Source organism: Streptomyces sp. NPDC089424, from assembly GCF_044749345.1.
Taxonomy (GTDB): Bacteria; Actinomycetota; Actinomycetes; order Streptomycetales; family Streptomycetaceae; genus Streptomyces.
In genome coordinates, this window is the sequence record NZ_JBIVHU010000003.1 from 734,576 (window position 1) to 755,865 (window position 21,290).

Annotated in this window: 27 protein-coding genes; 16 read left to right on the forward strand and 11 right to left on the reverse strand. The window is 69.7% G+C overall.

Annotated elements, in window-relative coordinates; translation table 11 throughout:
• The first annotated feature begins 268 nt into the window (after positions 1-268).
• The gene (gene whiG, locus ACIP2X_RS18315; RefSeq protein WP_385379145.1) at positions 269-1,111 is read left to right on the forward strand and encodes an RNA polymerase sigma factor WhiG; all 843 of its coding nucleotides are present in this window, start codon (positions 269-271) and stop codon (positions 1,109-1,111) included.
• A 94-nt stretch (positions 1,112-1,205) separates the two neighbouring features.
• Complete coding sequence (locus ACIP2X_RS18320) at positions 1,206-1,760, forward strand: TetR/AcrR family transcriptional regulator (RefSeq protein WP_401674499.1); 555 nt, start codon at positions 1,206-1,208, stop codon at positions 1,758-1,760.
• A 153-nt stretch (positions 1,761-1,913) separates the two neighbouring features.
• Here ACIP2X_RS18320 and ACIP2X_RS18325 read toward each other — a convergent pair whose 3' ends face one another.
• The gene (locus ACIP2X_RS18325; protein ID WP_401673861.1) at positions 1,914-2,564 is read right to left on the reverse strand and encodes a murein hydrolase activator EnvC family protein; all 651 of its coding nucleotides are present in this window, start codon (positions 2,562-2,564) and stop codon (positions 1,914-1,916) included.
• Positions 2,565-2,835: 271 nt separating this feature from the next.
• On the opposite strand from ACIP2X_RS18325, the gene rpsB reads away from it, so the two are divergent.
• The 11 genes from rpsB (at position 2,836) to ACIP2X_RS18380 (ending at position 12,925) form a co-directional block, all read left to right on the forward strand.
• On the forward strand, positions 2,836-3,756 hold the full coding sequence (gene rpsB, locus ACIP2X_RS18330; protein ID WP_401673864.1) for a 30S ribosomal protein S2: 921 nt from the start codon (positions 2,836-2,838) through the stop codon (positions 3,754-3,756).
• Positions 3,757-3,923: 167 nt separating this feature from the next.
• Positions 3,924-4,760, forward strand: a complete 837-nt coding sequence (gene tsf / locus ACIP2X_RS18335; protein ID WP_401673867.1) for a translation elongation factor Ts — start codon at positions 3,924-3,926, stop codon at positions 4,758-4,760.
• Between the two features lie 209 nt (positions 4,761-4,969).
• A complete protein-coding gene (pyrH, locus tag ACIP2X_RS18340) occupies positions 4,970-5,728 on the forward strand; it encodes a UMP kinase (RefSeq protein WP_401673869.1) in 759 nt (252 codons plus the stop codon).
• A gap of 184 nt (positions 5,729-5,912) precedes the next feature.
• Positions 5,913-6,470 (forward strand): ribosome recycling factor, encoded by a 558-nt coding sequence (frr, locus tag ACIP2X_RS18345; RefSeq protein ID WP_365446906.1) that lies wholly within the window; start codon positions 5,913-5,915, stop codon positions 6,468-6,470.
• Positions 6,470-7,591 carry a phosphatidate cytidylyltransferase gene (locus ACIP2X_RS18350; protein ID WP_401673871.1) on the forward strand — a complete coding sequence of 374 codons (1,122 nt, stop codon included), beginning with the start codon at positions 6,470-6,472 and terminating at the stop codon, positions 7,589-7,591. Before frr ends, ACIP2X_RS18350 begins: the two co-directional genes overlap by 1 nt.
• 151 nt (positions 7,592-7,742) lie before the next feature.
• Entirely contained in the window at positions 7,743-9,374 is a 1,632-nt protein-coding gene (locus ACIP2X_RS18355) for an FAD-dependent monooxygenase (RefSeq protein WP_401673874.1), read from the forward strand.
• A gap of 161 nt (positions 9,375-9,535) precedes the next feature.
• Positions 9,536-10,948 carry a condensation domain-containing protein gene (locus ACIP2X_RS18360; RefSeq protein WP_401673876.1) on the forward strand — a complete coding sequence of 471 codons (1,413 nt, stop codon included), beginning with the start codon at positions 9,536-9,538 and terminating at the stop codon, positions 10,946-10,948.
• A 197-nt stretch (positions 10,949-11,145) separates the two neighbouring features.
• Positions 11,146-11,391, forward strand: coding sequence for a hypothetical protein (locus ACIP2X_RS18365; RefSeq protein ID WP_401673878.1), 246 nt, complete (start codon positions 11,146-11,148; stop codon positions 11,389-11,391).
• 76 nt (positions 11,392-11,467) lie between these two features.
• On the forward strand, positions 11,468-11,809 hold the full coding sequence (locus tag ACIP2X_RS18370; protein WP_401673880.1) for a hypothetical protein: 342 nt from the start codon (positions 11,468-11,470) through the stop codon (positions 11,807-11,809).
• A 170-nt stretch (positions 11,810-11,979) separates the two neighbouring features.
• Positions 11,980-12,255 carry a hypothetical protein gene (locus ACIP2X_RS18375; protein WP_401673883.1) on the forward strand — a complete coding sequence of 92 codons (276 nt, stop codon included), beginning with the start codon at positions 11,980-11,982 and terminating at the stop codon, positions 12,253-12,255.
• A 322-nt stretch (positions 12,256-12,577) separates the two neighbouring features.
• Entirely contained in the window at positions 12,578-12,925 is a 348-nt protein-coding gene (locus ACIP2X_RS18380; RefSeq protein ID WP_401673886.1) for a hypothetical protein, read from the forward strand.
• 131 nt (positions 12,926-13,056) lie between these two features.
• Here ACIP2X_RS18380 and ACIP2X_RS18385 read toward each other — a convergent pair whose 3' ends face one another.
• The 3 genes from ACIP2X_RS18385 to ACIP2X_RS18395 all read right to left on the reverse strand — a co-directional run bounded on the left by ACIP2X_RS18385 (position 13,057) and on the right by ACIP2X_RS18395 (position 14,439).
• Entirely contained in the window at positions 13,057-13,341 is a 285-nt protein-coding gene (locus ACIP2X_RS18385; RefSeq protein ID WP_401673888.1) for a hypothetical protein, read from the reverse strand.
• Positions 13,342-13,459: 118 nt separating this feature from the next.
• Positions 13,460-13,741 carry a hypothetical protein gene (locus tag ACIP2X_RS18390; RefSeq protein WP_401673891.1) on the reverse strand — a complete coding sequence of 94 codons (282 nt, stop codon included), beginning with the start codon at positions 13,739-13,741 and terminating at the stop codon, positions 13,460-13,462.
• A gap of 209 nt (positions 13,742-13,950) precedes the next feature.
• Positions 13,951-14,439, reverse strand: a complete 489-nt coding sequence (locus tag ACIP2X_RS18395) for a hypothetical protein (RefSeq protein ID WP_401673894.1) — start codon at positions 14,437-14,439, stop codon at positions 13,951-13,953.
• Positions 14,440-14,906: 467 nt separating this feature from the next.
• Between ACIP2X_RS18395 and ACIP2X_RS18400 the strand changes: the two genes are divergently transcribed.
• Together ACIP2X_RS18400 and ACIP2X_RS18405 are read left to right on the forward strand one after the other, a co-directional pair.
• On the forward strand, positions 14,907-15,680 hold the full coding sequence (locus tag ACIP2X_RS18400; RefSeq protein ID WP_401673896.1) for a hypothetical protein: 774 nt from the start codon (positions 14,907-14,909) through the stop codon (positions 15,678-15,680).
• A gap of 74 nt (positions 15,681-15,754) precedes the next feature.
• Positions 15,755-16,030: a hypothetical protein gene (locus ACIP2X_RS18405; protein ID WP_401673899.1), complete on the forward strand. Its 276-nt coding sequence runs from the start codon at positions 15,755-15,757 to the stop codon at positions 16,028-16,030.
• A 356-nt stretch (positions 16,031-16,386) separates the two neighbouring features.
• On the opposite strand, the gene ACIP2X_RS18410 is transcribed toward ACIP2X_RS18405, so the two are convergent.
• The 4 genes from ACIP2X_RS18410 to ACIP2X_RS18425 all read right to left on the reverse strand — a co-directional run bounded on the left by ACIP2X_RS18410 (position 16,387) and on the right by ACIP2X_RS18425 (position 19,006).
• A complete protein-coding gene (locus ACIP2X_RS18410) occupies positions 16,387-17,154 on the reverse strand; it encodes a chaplin (RefSeq protein WP_401673901.1) in 768 nt (255 codons plus the stop codon).
• A gap of 257 nt (positions 17,155-17,411) precedes the next feature.
• The gene (locus tag ACIP2X_RS18415) at positions 17,412-17,825 is read right to left on the reverse strand and encodes an arsenate reductase ArsC (RefSeq protein WP_401673904.1); all 414 of its coding nucleotides are present in this window, start codon (positions 17,823-17,825) and stop codon (positions 17,412-17,414) included.
• Between the two features lie 27 nt (positions 17,826-17,852).
• Complete coding sequence (locus ACIP2X_RS18420; protein WP_401673906.1) at positions 17,853-18,611, reverse strand: aquaporin; 759 nt, start codon at positions 18,609-18,611, stop codon at positions 17,853-17,855.
• Complete coding sequence (locus ACIP2X_RS18425) at positions 18,608-19,006, reverse strand: ArsR/SmtB family transcription factor (RefSeq protein ID WP_401673909.1); 399 nt, start codon at positions 19,004-19,006, stop codon at positions 18,608-18,610. The genes ACIP2X_RS18420 and ACIP2X_RS18425 overlap by 4 nt, the downstream gene beginning before the upstream one ends.
• 80 nt (positions 19,007-19,086) lie before the next feature.
• Here ACIP2X_RS18425 and ACIP2X_RS18430 point away from each other — a divergent pair, with 80 nt between their 5' ends.
• Entirely contained in the window at positions 19,087-19,524 is a 438-nt protein-coding gene (locus ACIP2X_RS18430; protein WP_401673912.1) for an ArsI/CadI family heavy metal resistance metalloenzyme, read from the forward strand.
• Between the two features lie 43 nt (positions 19,525-19,567).
• Here the strand turns inward: ACIP2X_RS18430 and ACIP2X_RS18435 are convergent, their stop codons facing one another.
• The 3 genes from ACIP2X_RS18435 to ACIP2X_RS18445 form a co-directional block, all read right to left on the reverse strand.
• Positions 19,568-19,792, reverse strand: a complete 225-nt coding sequence (locus ACIP2X_RS18435) for a hypothetical protein (RefSeq protein ID WP_401673915.1) — start codon at positions 19,790-19,792, stop codon at positions 19,568-19,570.
• 44 nt (positions 19,793-19,836) lie between these two features.
• Positions 19,837-20,070, reverse strand: a complete 234-nt coding sequence (locus ACIP2X_RS18440; protein ID WP_401673917.1) for a hypothetical protein — start codon at positions 20,068-20,070, stop codon at positions 19,837-19,839.
• Between the two features lie 63 nt (positions 20,071-20,133).
• On the reverse strand, positions 20,134-20,502 hold the full coding sequence (locus ACIP2X_RS18445) for an amphi-Trp domain-containing protein (protein WP_401673919.1): 369 nt from the start codon (positions 20,500-20,502) through the stop codon (positions 20,134-20,136).
• Positions 20,503-21,290: the final 788 nt, after the last annotated feature.

A 21,290-nucleotide genomic window follows, 5' to 3' on the forward strand; every position in this document is an offset into this window, starting at 1 on the left:
AGCGTGTTCGGCCGTCCGGGGGAATCCCGATGCCCTTGGGAAATCCGGCAGTTGGGCTGGGCGTGGTGGTCACGGAGAGCTACCGGCATGCCTCGGTGGAGCGTCCTGTGGAACGTTTCTGCGCACGGCGCCCGCCCCATCCTTCGCACACCGCGACTCTTCAGTCACGCTACGCTCACGAGGATCCAGACACAGTCCGGCAACTCGACACCAGAGCGACAGCTCACCCACGTACCACCCTTCACGGCAGAACGGCACAAGGCGACGAATGCCCCAGCACACCTCCGGGTCCGACCGGGCGGCGATCCCCCCAGCCGCCCGCGACGGTGGCAGCGATCGGCCGCCCGCTCCCTCGACGCTCGACGAGCTCTGGCGGTCGTACAAGGAGACAGGGGACGAGCGGCTGCGGGAGCAGCTGATTCTGCACTACTCGCCGCTGGTGAAATACGTGGCGGGACGGGTGAGCGTGGGGCTGCCGCCCAATGTCGAGCAGGCGGACTTCGTCTCGTCCGGGGTGTTCGGGCTGATCGACGCGATCGAGAAGTTCGACATCGACCGCGAGATCAAGTTCGAGACGTACGCGATCACGCGGATCCGGGGCGCGATGATCGACGAACTGCGGGCCCTGGACTGGATCCCGCGGTCCGTGCGGCAGAAGGCGCGGAACGTGGAACGGGCGTACGCGACGCTGGAGGCGCGGCTCAGACGGACGCCGAACGAGGGGGAGGTGGCCGCCGAGCTGGGCATCCCGGTGGACGAACTGCACGCGGTTTTCAGCCAGTTGTCGCTCGCCAACGTCGTGGCGCTGGAGGAGCTGCTGCATGTCGGGGGCGAGGGCGGCGACCGGCTCAGCCTGATGGACACGCTGGAGGACACCGCCGCGGACAATCCGGTGGAGGTGGCCGAGGACCGGGAGCTGCGGCGGTTTCTGGCGCGGGCGATCAACACGCTGCCCGACCGGGAGAAGACCGTGGTCACGCTGTACTACTACGAGGGGCTCACGCTCGCCGAGATCGGCAATGTGCTCGGGGTGACGGAGAGCCGGGTGAGCCAGATCCACACCAAGTCGGTCCTGCAGCTGCGCGCGAAACTGGCGGGCTTCGGTCGCTGACCTGGCCCGATGCCGACGGCGTGGTGTGCTGCACTCCCGCCGGGGGCGGCGCGTCCGTACAGTGGACGACGTGCCAAGGATTCGAGCGGCCTCCGTGGCCGAGCACCGGTCGATGCAGCGAGCCGCCTTGCTGGACGCGGCCCGTTCCCTGCTGTCCGAGGGCGGGACGGAGGCGCTGACCTTTCCGGCCCTCGCCGAGCGGACGGGGCTCGCGCGTTCGTCCGTGTACGAGTACTTCCGGTCCCGGGCCGCCGTGGTCGAGGAGTTGTGCGAGGTCGACTTCCCGGTCTGGGCGGCGGAGGTCGAGGCGGCGATGGCCGCGGTGGACGGTGCCGATGCCAAGGCCGAGGCGTATGTGCGGGCGCAGCTCGCGCTGGTGGGGGACCGGCGGCACCGGGCCGTCGTGGCCATCTCCGCCAGCGAGCTGGACGCCGGGGCCCGGGAGAAGATCCGGGCGGCACACGGAGGGCTCGTTTCGATGATCGTGGACGCGCTGCGGGACCTCGGGCACGAGGAGCCCCGCCTGGCGGCGATGCTGGTGCAGGGAGTCGTGGACTCGGCCGTGCGACGGATCGAGCTGGGCCTTGAGGAGCCGTCGGTCGTGGCCGAGGCCGCGGTGTCGATGGTGCTGCGGGGCGTACGCGGCTGAACCTCCACCGAACCCGGGTTCGTCGGCGGGCCTGGGCAGGATGCGCTGCGAGCGGCTGGCCCAGTGGGACGAGCGGCGGGCTGCCGTGGGCGTCGGACGGGCCGACCCCGAAGGCCGGCGGACCGTGCCCTCCTCGCCCTCGGTCGGCTCGGGCTAGGTCGGGAGCGGCACCCCCAGTACCGGGAGCAGGCGGGACGGCCCGTTCCGCAGCAGCCATGGCGGCAGCAGCGACAAGGGGTCCAGGTACGCCTCCCCTCTGCGCAGGCCCCAGTGCAGGCAGGGGCTCGCGCAGTGGGAGCCGGAGGTCTCCGTCGTGCCGATCACCTCTCCGGCGGCGACCTCGTCGCCCTTGCGTACCGAGGCGTGCACCGGCTGGTAGGTCACTCGCAGGGGTGGGTCGCCGGTTCCCGTGAGCTCCACCGAGACCACCCCCTTTCCGGCCACCCTGCCCGCGTACGAGACCCGGCCCGGTGCGACGGCCCGCACCGGTGTTCCGGGTGGGGCCGAGAGGTCCACACCGCGGTGGCCGCGGCTGTAGCGGGTCGCCGGGGGCTCCCAGCCGCGCAGGATCGGCGGCCGCTCCCCGACCGGCCAGCTGCGGCCGATCGCCGGAACCGAGCCGTCCTGATCAGCCGGAACCCGCGCTTCCGGACCGCCCGCGGCCACCATTTCCGGACCGGCAACGGCCACCACCTCGGGACCGGTCGCGGACACCGGCTGCGCACCGGCCGCCTCGGCCGGCGCGGCCGCCGTCAGGGCCAGCAACAGCACCCCCATCGCATGTGCGCTTCGCTTCGCTCGCATGGAACGAACCGTGCCGTACCGGCCACGGCACGGGCCCCGGCCTGTGGAGTACCGCCCGGTTGTGGACAGCGGCGTCACCCGGGGGGTCGGCGGTCCCGTACACTTCTGGTGGCGATCCGGGTCACCGGGTCGACTTCGCACGCCCCGATACCAGGCCGGAGACGGTCCGTATCAGCGCCCCTCGGTCCCTTGTGGCACGGCGCACGCGGGCGTCAGGCGCGGGAGCCGTCCGGTCCCCGCGGCACAACCGAGAAACACGAGGAGAACGGCCATGGCCGTCGTCACGATGCGGGAGCTGCTGGAAAGCGGCGTCCACTTCGGTCACCAGACCCGTCGTTGGAACCCGAAGATGAAGCGCTTCATCTTCACGGAGCGCAACGGCATCTACATCATCGACCTGCTCCAGTCGCTGTCGTACATCGACCGCGCCTACGAGTTCGTCAAGGAGACCGTCGCCCACGGCGGCACGGTCATGTTCGTCGGCACGAAGAAGCAGGCGCAGGAGGCCATCGCCGAGCAGGCCACCCGCGTCGGCATGCCCTTCGTCAACCAGCGCTGGCTGGGCGGCATGCTCACCAACTTCTCGACCGTCTACAAGCGTCTGCAGCGCCTCAAGGAGCTCGAGCAGATCGACTTCGAGGACGTCGCCGCCTCCGGTCTGACCAAGAAGGAGCTTCTCGTGCTCTCGCGCGAGAAGGCCAAGCTGGAGAAGACCCTCGGTGGTATCCGCGAGATGCAGAAGGTGCCCAGCGCCGTCTGGATCGTGGACACCAAGAAGGAGCACATCGCGGTCGGCGAGGCCCGGAAGCTGAACATCCCGGTCGTCGCCATCCTCGACACCAACTGTGACCCGGACGAGGTCGACTACAAGATCCCGGGCAACGACGACGCGATCCGCTCCGTCACCCTGCTCACCCGCGTGATCGCCGACGCCGTCGCCGAGGGCCTGATCGCCCGCTCCGGCGGTGCCGGTGAGGGCAAGGGCGAGAAGGCCGCCGGCGAGCCGCTCGCCGAGTGGGAGCGCGACCTGCTCGAGGGTGAGAAGAAGGCCGACTCCGAGGAAGCGGCTCCGGCTGCCGAGGCCGCCCCCGAGGCTCCGGCCGCCGAGGCCGCCCCCGAGGCTCCGGCCGCCGAGGCTCCGGCTGCCGAGGCCGCCCCGGAGGCTCCGGCCGCCGACGCCGAGCAGGCCTGACCCGTCGGTGTGACGGCGGGAGCGGTGACACGCAGTCCGCTCCCGCCGTTCACCCGTAGGTCACGGGTACGTCCAGGGTCTGGATCTACATGTAGACCGTAGAACCCGCAGGCGTAAGAACCCGTAGATCTTCGATCTTCCAGACTTCGAGAAAGATTCACAGACTCATGGCGAACTACACCGCCGCCGACGTCAAGAAGCTCCGTGAGCTCACCGGCGCCGGCATGATGGACTGCAAGAAGGCGCTGGACGAGGCCGACGGCAGCGTCGAGAAGGCTGTCGAGGCGCTGCGCATCAAGGGCCAGAAGGGCGTCGCCAAGCGTGAGGGCCGCTCCGCCGAGAACGGCGCCGTGGTCTCCATCATCGCCGACGACAACTCCTCCGGCGTCCTGGTCGAGCTGAAGTGCGAGACGGACTTCGTCGCCAAGGGCGACAAGTTCCAGGCCGCCGCCCTCGCCATCGCCGAGCACGTCGCCAAGACCTCCCCGGCCGACCTGGAGGCCCTGCTCGCCTCCGAGATCGAGGCCGGCAAGACCGTCCAGGCGTACGTGGACGAGGCCAACGCCAACCTCGGCGAGAAGATCGTCCTGGACCGCTTCGCGCAGTTCTCCGACGGCTTCGTGACCGCGTACATGCACCGCACGATGCCCGACCTGCCCCCGCAGATCGGTGTCCTCGTCGAGCTCGACAAGCCGAACGCCGAGGTCGCCAAGGGCATCGCGCAGCACATCGCCGCGTTCGCGCCGAAGTACCTCTCCAAGGAGGACGTCCCGGCCGAGGTCGTCGAGACCGAGCGCCGGATCGCCGAGGAGACCACCCGCGCCGAGGGCAAGCCCGAGGCCGCGATCGCCAAGATCGTCGAGGGTCGTGTGAACGGCTTCTTCAAGGACGCCACGCTGCTCGGCCAGCCGTACGCGCTCGACAACAAGAAGTCGGTCCAGAAGGTCCTGGACGAGGCCGGTGTCACCCTGAAGCGCTTCACGCGCATCAAGGTCGGCATCTGAGTCCGTACCGCGATCGACGCGCGGCCCGGGGCGGAATGCCGCTAGGGTCGACCGCAGTCGTCCACGTCGTCGGTATCGGCCGGCGCGCCGGCGCCCGCGACGGACGACAGCAGATCTGACGAGGAGGCCATTGCCGCGTAGGGGAGAGAAACCCACCACCGGCAATGGCCTTCTTCGTATGTGCAACCCGTAAAAGAGGCGAGAACCCCATGAGCACCAAGGCCCAGAAGAGCGACGACGGCAAAGTACGCGGCCGGTTTCTGCTGAAGCTGTCCGGAGAGGCCTTCTCCGGTGGCGGGGGCCTGGGCGTCGACCCGGACGTGGTGCACGCCATGGCGCGCGAGATCGCGGCCGTCGTCCGTGACGGCGCGCAGATCGCGATCGTGATCGGCGGCGGCAACTTCTTCCGCGGTGCCGAACTCCAGCAGCGCGGCATGGACCGCGCCCGCTCGGACTACATGGGCATGCTCGGCACCGTGATGAACTGCCTCGCCCTCCAGGACTTCCTGGAGAAGGAGGGCATCCAGTGCCGGGTGCAGACCGCCATCACCATGGGGCAGGTCGCCGAGCCGTACATCCCGCTACGCGCCGTGCGGCACCTGGAGAAGGGCCGCGTGGTCATCTTCGGCGCCGGTATGGGCATGCCGTACTTCTCCACCGACACCACCGCCGCCCAGCGCGCCCTGGAAATCGACGCCGAGGCCCTGCTGATGGGCAAGAACGGTGTGGACGGGGTCTACGACTCCGACCCGAAGACCAACCCGGACGCGGTCAAGTTCGACTCGCTCGGCTACGGCGAGGTCATCACCCGCGACCTCAAGGTCGCCGACGCCACCGCCATCACCCTGTGCCGCGACAACAAGCTGCCGATCGTGGTCTTCGAGCTGCTGACCGAGGGCAATATCGCCCGCGCGGTCAAGGGTGAGAAGATCGGCACGCTGGTGGGTGACCAGGACAGCCGGGGCTGACCCGGTTTCCGCCACGCCGTCCGCCGGAACGCCACCTGTCCGGGGGACGGACGGGACGGACCCAGGCCGGGGGATGGACAATGTTCCACCGGTCGGGAACCGTGCAGGAAGAAGACGCGACGCAGCCGGCCGCCGCCGCCAAGGAACCGCAGCCGGGCCTACTCAAGACACGCAGGAGCAAGTGGTGATCGAAGAGAGCCTCCTCGAAGCCGAGGAGAAGATGGAGAAGGCCGTCGTGGTCGCCAAGGAGGACTTCGCCGCGATCCGCACGGGCCGTGCGCACCCGGCGATGTTCAACAAGATCGTGGCCGACTACTACGGCGCGCCGACGCCGATCAACCAGCTGGCTTCGTTCTCCGTGCCGGAGCCGCGGATGGCGGTCGTCACCCCGTTCGACAAGAGCGCGCTGCGCAACATCGAGCAGGCGATCCGGGACTCCGACCTGGGCGTCAACCCCAGCAACGACGGCAACATCATCCGGGTGGTGTTCCCCGAGCTGACCGAGGAGCGCCGGCGCGAGTACATCAAGGTCGCCAAGGGCAAGGGCGAGGACGCCAAGGTGTCCATCCGCTCCGTCCGCCGCAAGACCAAGGACGCCATCGACAAGCTCGTCAAGGACGGCGAGGTCGGCGAGGACGAGGGCCGTCGTGCCGAGAAGGAGCTCGACGACACCACGGCGAAGTACGTCGCCCAGGTGGACGAGCTGCTCAAGCACAAGGAAGCCGAGCTGCTCGAGGTCTGATGAACGACTCTTCCTGGGGGGCGCCGCCCCACGCCGGGTACTGGGGGCCGTCCGACCGGGGGCCTGTCCAGGGGGCTGCCCCGGCGGGTCCCACGTACGATGCGCTTGACGCGCAGCAGACTCGCCCCATGCCCATCGTGCCCGACGTATCCGCCCATGGCGGAGGCCAGGATGACGACCGGGGGGCCGCTCGGCCGGGCGGCCCCTTGTTCCGCGACCAGAGCCCGTCGGCGCCGCCCTACGGCGCGGTGCCGCAGAATCCGGAGCCCATGCACGACGCCCCTCAGCCGGCCCCCGCACCGAAGAAGAGTGCGGGCCGTGACCTGGGCGCGGCGATAGGGGTCGGGGCCGGACTGGGTGCGGTGATCGTCGCGTCCCTGTTCATCGTCAAGGCGGTGTTCGTCGGGGTCGTGGCGGTGGCCGTCGTGGTCGGCCTGTGGGAGCTGACCAAACGGCTGGACGAGCGCAAGGGCATCCACGCGCCGCTCGTGCCGCTCGCGGTGGGCGGTGCCGGCATGGTCGTCGCCGGGTACGTGCGGGGCGCCGAGGGCGCATGGGTGGCGATGGCGCTCACCGCGCTCGCGGTACTGGTCTGGCGGATGACGGAACCGCCGGAGGGCTATCTCAAGGACGTCACGGCAGGGGTCTTCGCGGCCTTCTATGTGCCGTTCCTCGCGACCTTCGTCGCGATGATGCTGACCGCGCAGGACGGTCCGCAGCGGGTCTTCATGTTCCTGCTGCTCACCGTGGTCAGCGACACCGGCGCCTACGCGGTGGGCTGGCGCTTCGGGCGGCACAAGCTCGCCCCGCGCATCAGCCCCGGCAAGACCCGCGAGGGACTGGTCGGCGCGGTCAGCTTCGCGATGGCCGCCGGTGCGCTGTGCATGCAGTACCTGATCGACGACGGCACATGGTGGCAGGGCCTGCTCCTGGGCCTCGCGGTCGCCGCCAGCGCCACGCTGGGCGACCTGGGTGAGTCGATGATCAAGCGCGACCTCGGCATCAAGGACATGGGCACGCTCCTGCCGGGGCACGGCGGGATCATGGACCGGCTGGACTCGTTGCTGCCGACGGCCCCCGTGGTCTGGCTGCTGCTGGTGCTGTTCGTGGGTTCCGGCTGAGCCGTCTTTTCTTCGCGTCGAGGAGCCCCTGCCCGGTGACGGGCGGGGGCTCCGGTCGTTCCCGGGGCCCGTCTCACCCGCGCGGGGTGCCGACCCTCCGACCTGCGGTGCGGCGGCAGCCCTGCGAGGCTGAAGTGACGGGAGGTGCGGGATGGACACCGACGTGCTGATCGTGGGTGCCGGCCCCGTAGGTCTGACGGCGGCCGCGGAACTGCGCCGGCACGGTGTCGGCTGCCGCATCGTCGACCGGCTTCCCGAACGGCTGCCGTACGCCAAGGCCGTGGGCATCCAGCCACGGACCCTGGAACTGTGGGACCGCATGGGCCTCGTGCGCGACGCGCTGGACAGCGCCGTCCTCATGCGCGGGCAACTGGTCTACGTCAACGGCGAGGAGCGGGGACGCGTCGACCTCGCCCTCCCACCCGAGGTCCCCTACCGGTTCGCCGCCCTGCCGCAGTACGAGACCGAGCGCCTCCTCGAGGAGCACCTCGCCCGCTACGGCACACGGATCGAGCGCGGCACCGAACTGCGGTCGCTCACGCAGGAGGCCGACGGGGTCACCGGCCGCCTCCGCACGACCGCCGGGTCCGAGCACGAGATCCGGTCCCGTTTCCTCGTCGGCTGCGACGGCGCCCACAGCACCGTCCGCAAGGCGCTCGGACTAGGTTTCGGCGGCGGCGCATTCCCGGAGGAGTACATGCTCGCGGACGTGGAGGTCGACTGGGACCTGCCCCAGGGCTACGGCGTACGCGCCATGCGCCTCCGCGAAGGTGACGTCGACGACCTCCTCGTGTGCATCCCGCTTCCCGGCCGCTCCCGCTACCGCGCCTCCATGCTGGTCCCGCCGGAACTCTCCCCACAGGCGGGGCAGGTCCGTCCCGAACCCGGGGCCGAGGACGTCACGCACGGACTCGAAGGCGGCCGGCGCCCGGCCCTCGCGCACGTCCAGGCGGTGTTCGACCGGCTCGCCCCGGGACGGGCCACCGCCTCCGACATGCGCTGGTCCTCCGTCTTCCGCATCAGCCACCGCCTGGTGGACCGGTACTCCGCCGGCCGGGTGTTCCTGGCGGGCGACGCCGCGCACATCCACCCGCCCACCGGCGCGCAGGGCATGAACACCGGCATCCAGGACGCGGTCAACCTCGCCTGGAAAATGGCGCTCGCCGTGCGCGGCCTGGCCCAGCCACGCCTGCTCGACAGCTACGACGCCGAACGGCGGCCGGTCGGGGAGGAGGTGGTGGGCCGCACGGTCCGGCACGCGAGGGAGGGCATCCAGGCGGACCCCGACGACCCCGGCACGATCATGATGCGCGAGGCGCAACTCCTCGTCGCCTACCCGGCCAGCCCCGTCGTGGGCCCGCGCGCCCCGGGCAACGCCCGCCCCGACGCCGGGGACCGCGCACCCGACTGCGGCGGCCTGACCGACAGCATCGCCGCCTACCCGATGCGCCTGCACGACGTGCTGCGCGACCGGGGGCACGTCCTGCTGCTCTACGCGGACGCGGACGGACAGGCGGATCCCTTCGCGGACCTGGCCAACCAGGCGCGCGCGGCGAGTCACGGTGATGTGCGGGCGTACGCGGTGCTGGCGCCCGGGACCGACGCCGACCGGGCCGGGCTGCCCGTCCTGTGGGACAGCGAGGGCGAGTTCCGTCGCGGCTACCGGGTCGAGGCGGGCCCCACGGCCCTGTTCGTCCGGCCCGACGGGCACATCGGAGCACGCTTCACGCCCCCGTCCGCGACGGCCCTGTCGCATCACCTCGCGCAGGTCTTCACGCGCTGACCGAGGACGGGAGAGCGGGCCGGACAGCGGCCAACGCCGCACAACCGCTTCACCGTTCGAGACGTCACACGTCCTGCTGAAAAGCCGACGACACAGCGATCACCGCGTACGCGCAGGCCCCCCTTGATCAAGCTGGTGTCTTCTGCGAAGGAGACGCCGCCGTGCGAATTTCTGACATTCAGCGCTGTGAGGTCCGGCCCGGACAGCTCGTCGAGTGGACGTTGAGCAAGGCGACCGTCGCGGCCGCGGCGACGCTGCCGGCGGACCCGCGACCGCCGGCATACATCCAGGAGTCGCACATCCGCACCGCGCGATCGGTGCGCGAGGACGGGCTGTTCGTCCCGACCTGGCTCGGCGCGGCCTTCGACCTGCCGGGCAGCGCCGACCTCGACGCGCTGGAACGGGCCTTGCACGGCTGGACCCTGCGCCACGAGACGCTGCGCAGCGGCTTCCGATGGGCCGGCGACGACATGCAGCGGTTCACGCTCCCCGAGACCGACGTGTCGCTGCAACGCCGAATCGTCGGGGACTTCGGCGACTCCGAGGCGCTGATCCGGTACCTGCAGAACCGATTCGATGTCGCGGCCGACGCCCTCGGCTGGCCGAACTTCCTCTACGCGGCGGTGGTCCGCGACGACTCCACCAGCGTGTACACGGCCTTCGACCACACCAACGTCGACGCCTACTCCCTCCAGCGCATCCCCGACGAGATCCACGAGTTGTACGTCGCGGACGTCACCGGACGCCCCGGCGTCGGCAGTACCGCGGGCAGTTACGTCGACTTCTGCCGGCAGGAGCGGGCGAACGCGGACGGGATCGACGACACCCACACGATCGTCGCGCGCTGGCGGGAGTTCATCGGCCGGTGCGACGGAAGGCTGCCGGAGTTCCCGGTCGATCTCGGCCTGCGCCCCGGTGACGTCCTGCCCGCGCAGCAACTCATGTGCGAGCCGCTGGTCGACGCGGACGCCGCCGCCGCGTTCGAGTCGTACTGCCGGCCCTACGGCGGAAGCCTGGTGGGCATCCTGGCCGCCACCAGCCTGATCGTCCACGAACTCGGTGGCCGGCCGGTCTACCGCACCGTCGTGCCGTTCCACACCCGGCTGAAGTCCGCGTGGTCGGACTCCGTCGGCTGGTACGTCGGTGGAGCCCCCGTCGAGGTGCCCGCGGCACGGGACTTCGACGAGGCGCTGGAGACGGTCCGGGGCGAGTTGCGGGCCAACAGGTCGCTGGCACGTATTCCGCTGGCCCGCGTACTGCGGTTGCTCGGCGCGGACTTCAGGCCGACGTCGCCGGACATGTATTCGATCGTCTCGTACGTGGACGCCCGCCTCATTCCCGGCTCGGCCCGCTGGACCGAGGGAAAGGCGTACGGACTGATCCGGGTCTCCTACGGAGACCAGGTGTGCGCCTGGGTCAACCGCCTGCACGAGGGCCTGTGGTTCGCGTGCCGCTACCCGGACACCGACCTCGCGTACAAGAACGTGCGGCGCTACATGGAGAGACTGCGGGACCTCATCGTGTCCGTGCCCACGCGCGAGCACACGGGAGTTGAGGACCCGGCACTCCGGTGACGCAACTTCGCCGACTTTCCCGAGCGTTGAGGCAATTCAACTTCTTATCAGGCCAATTCGCCCATGCGGTGTTGTTGTGCGTCAATGGCCCGCGTAAGGGATGTCCGGTGTGGAAAGCCGCGCTTGGTAACTGATAGCGTCTGGGCAGTCACGTTAGGCAATCAGCCTCGATGTACGAGCGAAAAGCCGAGGGTTCCATGCGCAAGCTTCAGCAGGTCGTGATCGCAGCAGTGGCGGCGGCGGGTGGCCTGTCCGCCGTCGGCGCCGGCACCGCTGTCGCCGACACCGCCGACAACGGGCAGAAGGTGTACGACCTCTACCGCCCCTACCAGGAGTGCAGCCCGCAGACGGTGTCCGAGAACGACGTCCCGATCGGCGTGCTCGGTATCGCCGGGACCATGGACACGACCTGCGGCCAGTTCAACAACGACTTCACCAGCTGACATTCGCGGCGTCATCGTGCCCGGCGCGCCCGTCGTCCGAGCGGACCGGGCATCCGAACGAAGGAAAGCGCATCACATGTCCAGCAGCAAGAAGATCGCCGCTGTCCTGGTGCTCGCCGGCGGCCTCATGGTGACCACCACCGGTGTCACCCACGCGTCCGAGGTCAGGGGTCCGGGTTCCTGCAACCGTGACCTCCTGGGCAACATCAGCTGCAGCCAGCACATCGTGGGCGAGGTCCCCGAGGACGGGGTCATCCCGCACTACGAGACCTGCACCCCGGTGCAGCCCCTGACGTTGCCCGCGGCCATGGGCAACGGGACGACGCAGCTCGGGCCGAAGGTGACCTGCAATCCCGCGACGACGGGAGCGGCCGACGAGGCCGACGCCGTGCTCGGGACCTTCGGTATGCCGCGCTGAGTCCGAACGACCCCGGTCCTTCCCGCCGGTTTGCGCCGCCTTCCCGTGACGCGGTGAAACGGCCGACACGACACCAGAGGTGTAGATCCTGAGATGTGACGAAACGTGTGTATATCCTCACACTGAGTAGTCAAGCCAGGCGTCCTGCCTGGACAAGAAAGGGTCATACCATGCGTAAGTTTCAGCGTGCCGCTGTCGTAGCCGTGGCGGTCACGGGCCTGTCCGCCTTCGGTGCCGGGGTCAGCTTTGCGGGCGAGAACCCCCCGGTCCCCGTCTCCGCCGTTGCCAACTCGTCGGCCACCGCGCTGGCTGTCGGGGGCGGTTACTACGCGCAGCCGCAGCAGCCGCAGGCGCAGCCGGAGCAGAAGACCGGGCCGGAGGAGCACCAGGCCGCGCCCGAGCAGGACTACGGCCAGCACGGCGAGGGCCAGCACGAAGGCGAGTAAGAGGCGTACCGGGGCTCACCCTTCTCTGTACCGCCCCTCACGCGTCGACCTCTCGTGGAGGCCGATGCACATCGCACCATCGCAACGACCTCGCCCGGTGACGACTCGGCCCGCTCCACCTTGTGCCGAGTGACTGCAGTGGCGAAGGCAGCCCGGACGCACGGCAGTTCCACCCGGTGTGCGTCCGGGCTGCGGCAATTCCGCCGTCTGGTACATCTGACAGCGCGGCCAGACGCAGAATGATCATTTTCCCTTCTCGGCCCGGGCGCAACCGGTCATCCGGTCCATGCGCCCGGGCCTGCGTCGTAAAGGAATGCAGCACATGTTCACTCCGCGGAAGTTCGCCACCCTCTCGGCGATCGTCGGAAGTCTCGCCGCGATCTCCGTCGGCGCCGGACACGCACACGCAGACGGACACTCAGGTGACTGCCACAGCACCACCAAGGGTGAGTCCGTCTGCATCCGCAAGACCGAGACGCACGTCGAGAAGGACGGCGAGCACATCATCAAGCAGGATCAGCAGTGCACGACCGCCGACCGGCCGAACGTGGTGTTCCGGGAGTACCAACTGCTCGGTGACAAGCCGGAGACGGCGGGAACCGGCGCGGTGGTGGACTGCTCCAACACGGCGAAGATCCCGGAAGGTGCGAAGCCGCGTTTCGACTTCTGAGAGATTTCGGCCGATGCCGGACTGGGATTCGTCCCGGCCCGGCATTGTTTTTTGTGTGCCGGCCCGGCGGTGAACACGGAAAAGCCCGTTGCCCCGGCCGACGGCCGGCGCAACGGGCTCTGGATCGCGTCCTACTGACCGATCTCGTTGTTGCAGCCCATCGTCGAGCCCAGGGAAGTCTGCTGCCCACCCGGGTTGCCCTCGCCGTTGAGGAGGTTGCCGCCCAGGCCGTTGCCGACGCCGACCTGGCCGAGGATGTCGACGTTCGAGTCGTGGGACCCGCAGCTGGTGTTCTGAACGATCTCGTAGCCGCCCTTGCCGTTGCCGCCCTGGTCGGCGTGGGCGGTCCCGGCGGCCAGGAGTCCCGCGCTGCCGAGCGCGGCGACGAGGAGGGCGGCGGTGCGGAGCTTGTGCATGGCATCTCCAAGGAGTGTGAGAGTGAACGATCAGTGCACGCAAGAGGTCCCGGCGCCCTGCCCTGTGGCCGGGTGCCGGGACCATCAACTGACTGACGACGTGGCGTCGGCCGCGACCTCAGAAGGCGCTGTTGTTGCAGCCCATCGTGGAACCGATGTGGGTGGACTGGGCGCCCGGGTTGCCCTCGCCGTTGAGGCCGTTGCCCAGCAGGCCGTTGAGCAGGCCGACCTGGCCGAGGACGTCAAGGTTCAGGTCGTGCGACTTGCACTGCGAGCTCTGCGTGATGTTGAACTTGTCGCCGTCGCCGCCCTTGCCCTGGTCGGCGTGGGCCGTGCCGCCCACGAGTCCGATGCTGCCGATTGCAGCGACCAGGACGGCAACGTTGCGAAGCTTGCGCATGTCATCTCCGGTGAAGTGAGTGGGTGCGATCTGCGGAAGATCGACTTTCTACAGTTACGGGAGATTAATGCGAAATATGTCAAGAACTGGGCGGCGACGCGCCGATCTCGTGATCCTGCGGTAATAGCACCCGAAAGCCGTATCGCACGGGAAAGGGTGCAGGCGTCGATATCGGAGTGCCGACAGCGACGCCGCGCCGTTCAATTGCGTTAGTTCGCCCGCGCATTGGCGAACGAGTTCGCCTGGCTGTTGGCCTGGGTGCAGTCGACGCCGCGGGTCTGGGAGGCGGCGAGCAGGGCGACCGGCACATTCGCGGCGAGCAGGTTCTGCGGGCTGCACTCCTGGGACGGGCGGAACAGATTGGCCTGGCTCACCGGGGCGGCCTGCCCGGCCGGCCGGGCCTGCGGGGCCTGCGGCGAGAGCTGGGGGCTGATCTGCGGGTTCAGCTGCGGGTTGACCTGCGGGTTGACCTGGGTGCCCCGCGGGGGAGCCGCCTGCTGCGGAGCCGGGGAGCCGTAGGTCTGCGCGGACGCCTGCGCGGAAGTGGCCGAGGCGGCCTGGGCGTCCGGCTGCGAAACGGGAGGCGGCGCGGATCCGTCGTAGTTGGCGGGAGTGGCGGCGGAGCTGGGGCCGGCGCCGACGGCGGACAGACCGCCGGCTGCTGCGACGATGAGCGCGACGTGCTGAAGCTTGCGCATGGAATCCTCGGCCCTTCATTGACCTGTGCACGGAACCTGGTGAAATGCTGATGAGGCGGCGCGGTTGCCGCAGTTCTGCCGCCCTCTGCGGCTGCGACGACCGTCGTTCTCGCCCCGTGGGGAACGAAGTTGGCGCGGACGCAGATACGGGCGCCGGATCGTGGTCACCCATTTGACGCAAGGGTGCCGACGCCCACACCCAACTCCCTGCTCGGTAGCGGCAAATGGGTGACGGGCCGCCATGTGCCGTGACCGTGGCGAAGAAGACCTCGTTCCACGGGGGAGGGCAGCAACCGTGAACCTGAAGAGGCGTGCGGGAATTCGCTGCTGGCTGAGATGCGAAGTCCGCGTGCTCCTCAAGATTGACCGCTGCTGAAGAGCAGTGCGGTGCCGCGCCTTCCGCGCGCGTGATCACGCACTGAAAAGCAATGGATTACCGTTACAGGTATCGAAGGGCCGAGGGTTTAATGCGCAAGCTTCACAAGGCCGCGCTCGTGGTAGCAGCGGCCGGCGGTCTGACCGGCATCGGCGCCGGCGTCAGCCATGCCGACAGTCCCGCCGGATACGGCAACGGCGCTCCGATGGCGGCTCCCGATCACCCCGCGGCCGCCCCGCAGCAGGCAGGTCCCGCTGCTGCCGCCGCCTCGCAAGGAACGGCACAGGCCACCGCGTCGCCCTACCCGCAGCAGCAGGCCGCGCCGCCGCAGCAGTACCAGGCCGCCCCGCCCGCGCCGCAGCAGACCGGTTACGCCTACTCCGCCGCCTCGTCGCAGGGCACGGCACAGGCCGCCGCGTCGCCGCAGCCCCAGCAGGCCGCTCCGGCGCCGTATCCGCAGCAGGCCGCCCCGGCGCCCTACCAGCAGCAGGCGCCCTACCCCCAGCAGGCCGCCCCCGCCCCGTACCAGCAGGCCGCCCCCGCTCCGTACCAGCAGGCCGCTCCGGCGCCGTACCCGCAGCAGCCGGTCCAGGCCGCTCCGCCGCCGCAGCAGCCGCAGGTCATGCCTCAGGTCGTACCTCAGGTCATGCCCCAGGTCGCTCCGCAGGTGGCCGTGCCCCAGACCTTCGCCCCGGAGCCCCCGATGCAGGTCATGCCGCAGCTGAACCCGCAGATCAACCCGCAGGTGAACCCGATCGTCAACCCGCTCGTCGCGCCGCCGACCGCGCCGGAGTTGTCGCCGGTCGGCCTCGGCCAGATCGCGGCCCCGCCCGTCGGACAGCTGGGGCTTCCCCGACTCGGCTGAGGGTCGCCGCGTCACCACCCGCCAGACCAGATCCCTCTGTTGCACCCCCCAACCGCTCGATCAACGGAGTAGTAATGCGCACGTTCCACAAGGCCGTCCTCGTCGGCGCCCTCCTCGGCAGCGTCGGTTCCCTCGGCGGCGCCACCACCGCCGTCGCGGACGACTGGGGCAACGACCTCGAGCTCACGCAGGGCATCGAGTGCCGCTCGCACGACATGAACATCGAGCTGATCGGCAGCGTCGGCGCCCTCACCGGCCTGGCCGGCAACATTCTGAACGGTGAAGGGAACCCGGGGGCGCAGCAGAGCCACCTCGGTTCGGACATGGGCTGCAACAGCCAGGCCCTCTGACCGATCACCGATCCGTACAGAGCAAATCCACGCCAGCGGCCGCCGAAGGGCGGCCGCTGGCGTGTGTCTGCCGGCGTGTGTCCGCCGTGCGGCGAAACGCGAGTGGGCCCCGGGAGAACGTACGACTGACTTCTCCCGGGGCCCTGTCTCTCCAAGGAACGCATCCTTCTAACGAGGAGGCGGCCCCGGGGTCACGCGCACCGGTCCCGCGGCAGTGGACGCCGACACAAAGCGGAAGCCGCCGTCCTGACGCCCGAGGTGGCGGCAGTGACGGCGGCTTCACCCGCAGGAACTGATCGAAGATCAGGAATCAGGCTGCGGTTCTGCTGCGGCGACCGGGATCGACGGCGTCCAGGTCAGCGGGACTGGCCCGCACGGGCACGGCGGAACAGGATCGTGCCGGTGATCAGCAGCGCGGCGGTGCCGGCGGCGGCCGGGGCCGCCAGGTCCGCACCGGTGTGAGCCAGCTGGGGCACCTCGACGTGCGGGCCCGGCTGGGCCGGCACGAGAGCCGGGGACTTCGGGGTCACGGGCTTCGCCGGGGTGCTGGGCGCCGGCGTCGGGGCCGGGATGTTCGGGGTCGAGGTCTTCGGCGGCTGGGTGGGCTGCTCGCCGGGGCCGTTGACCGAGGTGTTGCCGAAGACCGGGTTGCCCAGGCCGACCACGTTGACACTGTTCCCGGAGACGTTCACCGGCAGGTCGATCGGGAGCTGGATGCCGTTGCCCGAGAGCAGGCCGGGCGAATCCGTGGCGAGGCCCTGAGCCGAGGCCCCGCCGGACGCAGCGGTCTCCTCCGAGGAGGTGGTGCTGTCCTCGGAGGTGCTGCCGGCATCCGTGGCGGTGCTGTCCTTCGAACCGGCAGCCTTCGAGCCGCCCTTGTTCGCGCAGGAGTTACCCGCGGCCGGGTTGAGCAGACCCACGACGTTGACCGTGTTGCCGCAGATGCTCACCGGCACGTGCACCGGGATCTGGATGGCGTTGCCGGAGGCCACCCCGGGCGAGCCGGCCGCCACTCCCTCGGCGCTGCTTCCGTCGGCCGCGAGGGCGGCGGACATGGGGAGCGCCATGGCCATCGCGCCCGACGCGGCGACGGCGAACACACTGTTTCGGGTAACCCGTTTCATAGGTTAATTACCTTCCTGACACCATCGCGGGTACTCACCCGCACTCATAAAACGCCGCTTCACGATCAGAGTTATGGGTGCGGACTCCTAGGCCACCCGGGGGCACTAGCCCTCGGACTTCGTCAACGGTTCGACACGGGGCCTGGCTTCGCGATGTCGTACGGGGAAGGGGTTTTGGTGGTGCTATTGACGTCGGTATGGGTCGGGTGCGGACGTCGAGACTTCAAATCCGATAAACGCACCGTACCGAAATGGGTTCACTTGCCCGTGATCTCGCCGAGCAGTTCGTGGACGCGCTTTTCTATCTCGTCGCGGATCGGGCGAACGGCGTCCACCCCCTGACCGGCCGGATCCGGGAGCTCCCAGTCGAGGTAACGCTTCCCCGGGAAGAACGGGCAGGTGTCACCGCAGCCCATCGTGATGACGACGTCGGAGGCCTGGACCGCGTCCACGGTGAGCACCTTGGGGACCTCGGCCGAGATGTCGATGCCCACCTCGGCCAGGGCTTCGACGACGGCGGGATTCACGGTGTCGGCGGGCGCGGAGCCGGCGGAGCGCACCTCGACGCGATCTCCGGCCAGGTGGGTCAGGAAGGCGGCGGCCATCTGCGAGCGCCCGGCGTTGTGGACGCAGACGAAGAGGACGGAGGGTGGTGGGGGAGGGGTGGGCATGACGAGTGTCCTTGTGGCTGGGGTCGGTCAGGAGGTGGTGGGAGGGATGGGGGTGGGTTCGTTGGGGCGAGGAACGGTCCGTGTGGGTGTGGGCGCGGGTGCCGGGGTGGTGGGCTGGGGGATCACGGCGGCCACCAGGGCCAGGCCGAGTGCCGCGCCGACGAATTGCGCCGCGATGAACGGCATGACGGAGGCGGGGGCGATGCCCGCGAACGTGTCGGTGAAGGCGCGGCCGACGGTGACGGCCGGGTTGGCGAAGGACGTGGACGACGTGAACCAGTACGCCGCTCCGATGTAGGACGCCACGGCCACCGGCGCGTGCCGGACCCGCCCGGTCCGGGCGAGCCCGAGGACCAGGAAGACGAGGCCCGCGGTCGCGACGGTCTCGCCGAGCAGCAGGTGGCCGGACGAGCGGTCATGGGCGGACCACCGCAGCAGCGGTTCGGCGAACATGGCGTCGGCCAGGACGGCACCGCCGATCGCCCCGACCGCCTGCGCGGGGACGTACGAGGCAACGTCACGCAGGCTCGGCCCGTCGGGCGTGCGGCGGCCGGTGAACCATGCCGCGAGGGTGACGACGGGGTTGAAGTGCGCGCCGGAGACCGGACCGAGCAGCGCGATGAGTACGCCCAGGCCGAACACCGTCGCCAGGGAGTTGGCCAGCAACTGCACGCCGACGTCCTCGGTCAGTTCGGTGGCCTGGATGCCGGAGCCGACCACGACCGTGACCAGGGCGGCCGACCCGACGGCCTCGGCGAGGGTCCGGCGCCCGAGCGAAGCGCTCACGCGGTCACCTCGGACCCGTGCGTGGTGGTCGCGGTGGTGGTCGTGGCGAGGAACGCCGTGAGCTGATCGAGGGTGTCCGGCAGCACCCAGTAGTAGACCCACGTGCCCCGGCGCTCGCAGTCGATCAGCCCCGCCTGCCGCAGCAACTTGAGGTGGTGCGAGATCGTCGGCTGGGAGAGGTCGAAGGCGGGAGTCAGATCGCACACGCAGACTTCGCCGCCGGCCCGTGAGGCGATCAGCGAGAGCAGGCGCAGGCGTACGGGGTCCCCCAGCGCCTTGAAGACCTTCGCCAGATCGGTCGCCCGGTCCTCGTCCAGTGGCGTGGTCAGCAGCGAGGGGCAGCAGCCGGTGGACCCGTCGTCCTGCCCGAGCACCGTGAGTTCTTGCTTCGACATTTCTCTATATTGACAAGCATCTATCCAGAGAGCAAGGTCTGTATCGACAGGCATCAATGCAAGGAGATGGGGGCAACGTCATGTCTCGTGCTCAGCTCGCCCTGCGCGTCGGCGACCTCGAAGCGTCGATCGCCTTCTACTCGAAGCTCTTCGGCGCCGAACCGGCCAAGCGCCGCGACGGCTACGCCAACTTCGCCCTCACGGAGCCCCCGCTCAAGCTCGTGCTGATCGAGGGCGAGGCGGGCGAGGAGACGCGCCTGGACCACCTCGGCGTCGAGGTCGGGTCCACCGAACAGGTGGGCGCCGCCGCCGCCCGGCTGGCGGCCGCCGGTCTGGCCACCGTCGAGGAGAACGACACCTCATGCTGCTACGCCCTCCAGGACAAGGTGTGGGTCCACGGCCCCGGCCGCGAGCCCTGGGAGGTGTACGTGGTGAAGGCGGACGTCGACTCGCTCGGCAGGGAGGACCGGCCCGACGGCGCGGATGACGGCTGCTGTGCCGGCCGGAAGGCCGGGTGAGGCGCTCGGGGGACGGTTTTCCGTGAGGCGGGCATCCGCCGGCTCAGCTCGCCGACTCCGGTCCCCAGCTCTCCGGCCCGACGCCTCGCCAGTCGATCCACGGCGCACCCGGGAGTTCCGCCGGGTCGACGTCCAGTCCGGCGCGGCGGAGGAATTCCGCGACGTCGGTCAGGTTGTGGGCCAGTCCGAGGATCTCGCCGTCCACGCGTACGCGCCGACCGCCCGTGGGTGACGGCGGATGCACGATCACGCGCAGCGGTCCGGACATGCCTTCAGGATCATCCGGGCCGTGCGGCCCCGCATGCCGGCGGGTCACCGTCGCGGCCGCTCGCCGAGGTCCCTGCCCGGCCGTCCCAGGTCCCGCAGGGCCCACCACGTCGCGGGGTCCGGGCGGCGCTGCTCCCAGTAGGGATGGAAGAAGACCTGGGTCGACAGCCGGTACAGGCGCCGACGCAGTTCGGTACGGCCGGGCCGGTCGGCGAGCTGCCGGTATGTGGCGCTCCATTCCTGCTGCGCCCGGGCGAGGTCGGCGGGGAACGTTCGCATGACCGAATTCAAGCATGTGTTCGATTTTTGAGTCCACCGAGGAGGCTGTGCCGGTGGTGGCGCTCAGGGTGTCTTGGTGGCGGGCTGTCTCGCGGTCTTGCTCCTGCCGGTCTCCGAGCTGCTCCGCGTCGCGCCGGCGGGCGCGGTCTTCCGCTTCGGCGCCCTCTCCGTGTCTGACCCCGCACGCGAGGGCGCTGCTCGTGTCGTCGCGGCCGGCCACTTGAACTCGATCTCCAGCTCGATCTCCCCGCTGCCAATCTCCACCTCGATCTCGCTGCGCAGGTCGTCGGGGATCCGCAGGCTCAGCGTTCCGGGGCTGAGTTCCAGTTCGGCGTCCCCGCCTTCCCTCAGTGCCTCCGCGAGTGCCGTGAGCTGGTCGGCGGCCTCCTCGCGTGACAGTGAGCGCTTCTGCTCAAACTTGAGATCCTTCATGGGTGACCTCCCATTTGAAGCAATAAGCCACGTAAGTCCCATTCTGACCTGCTGCACAGGGCGGGCCCACCCGAGCGCGGAAGCGCCGGGGCGGTCGGCGGCTGCGGCACCGGGTGTAGGCCATGGCTAAGACACCGTTTCTGACGGTGGACTCTCGGCCGCCGGAAACGAGTGGTCCCCTTGCAGGGCGCCTCGGTACGGTGCCCGCGTGTGCTTCTACGCCATGACCTCCTACAAGCTGCACTACGCGTGTGTCTCGTGCCGTGTCAGCTTCAAGCGGCATGTGTATCCGGAGCGAGAGCACGTGTGCCCGAACTGCTCTCAGCCCCTCATTTGCGCTGGTCATGACTTCGCTCCGCCGCCCAGGCGCGATGTCCGCGGCTGGTCTGTGGTGGCTGCGGTGCTGGGTGAAGGGCTGCGCTACGAGGGGATGTCGCCTTGCGGGTGTGGCAAGGAACCCAAGTATCGCCCGCGGACACGAGCCGAACTGCGGGTCCGTCGGACCGTCGCCGCAAGAGATGGGCTGCCGCTGTCCGAGGCGTTGTCCCGACCGGACCCTCTGACCCCGCTGGCGGACTGATCCCGGCCTTCAGCCTGCTCGCCTGACGGGCATTCAGCGAAGAACCACCTTCCGAACTGGTGGTGTGACGCTGTCGTGTGCGTCGGATGATGCTGACCGGCGCGCTGTGAGCGAGCCCGGTCAGTTCTGCTGGCTGTACATCAAGTGGCCAGAGCCCCTCGGTGCGACCGGTGGCGGCTACTAACGACGGTCGTAGCGGCAGCCGTAG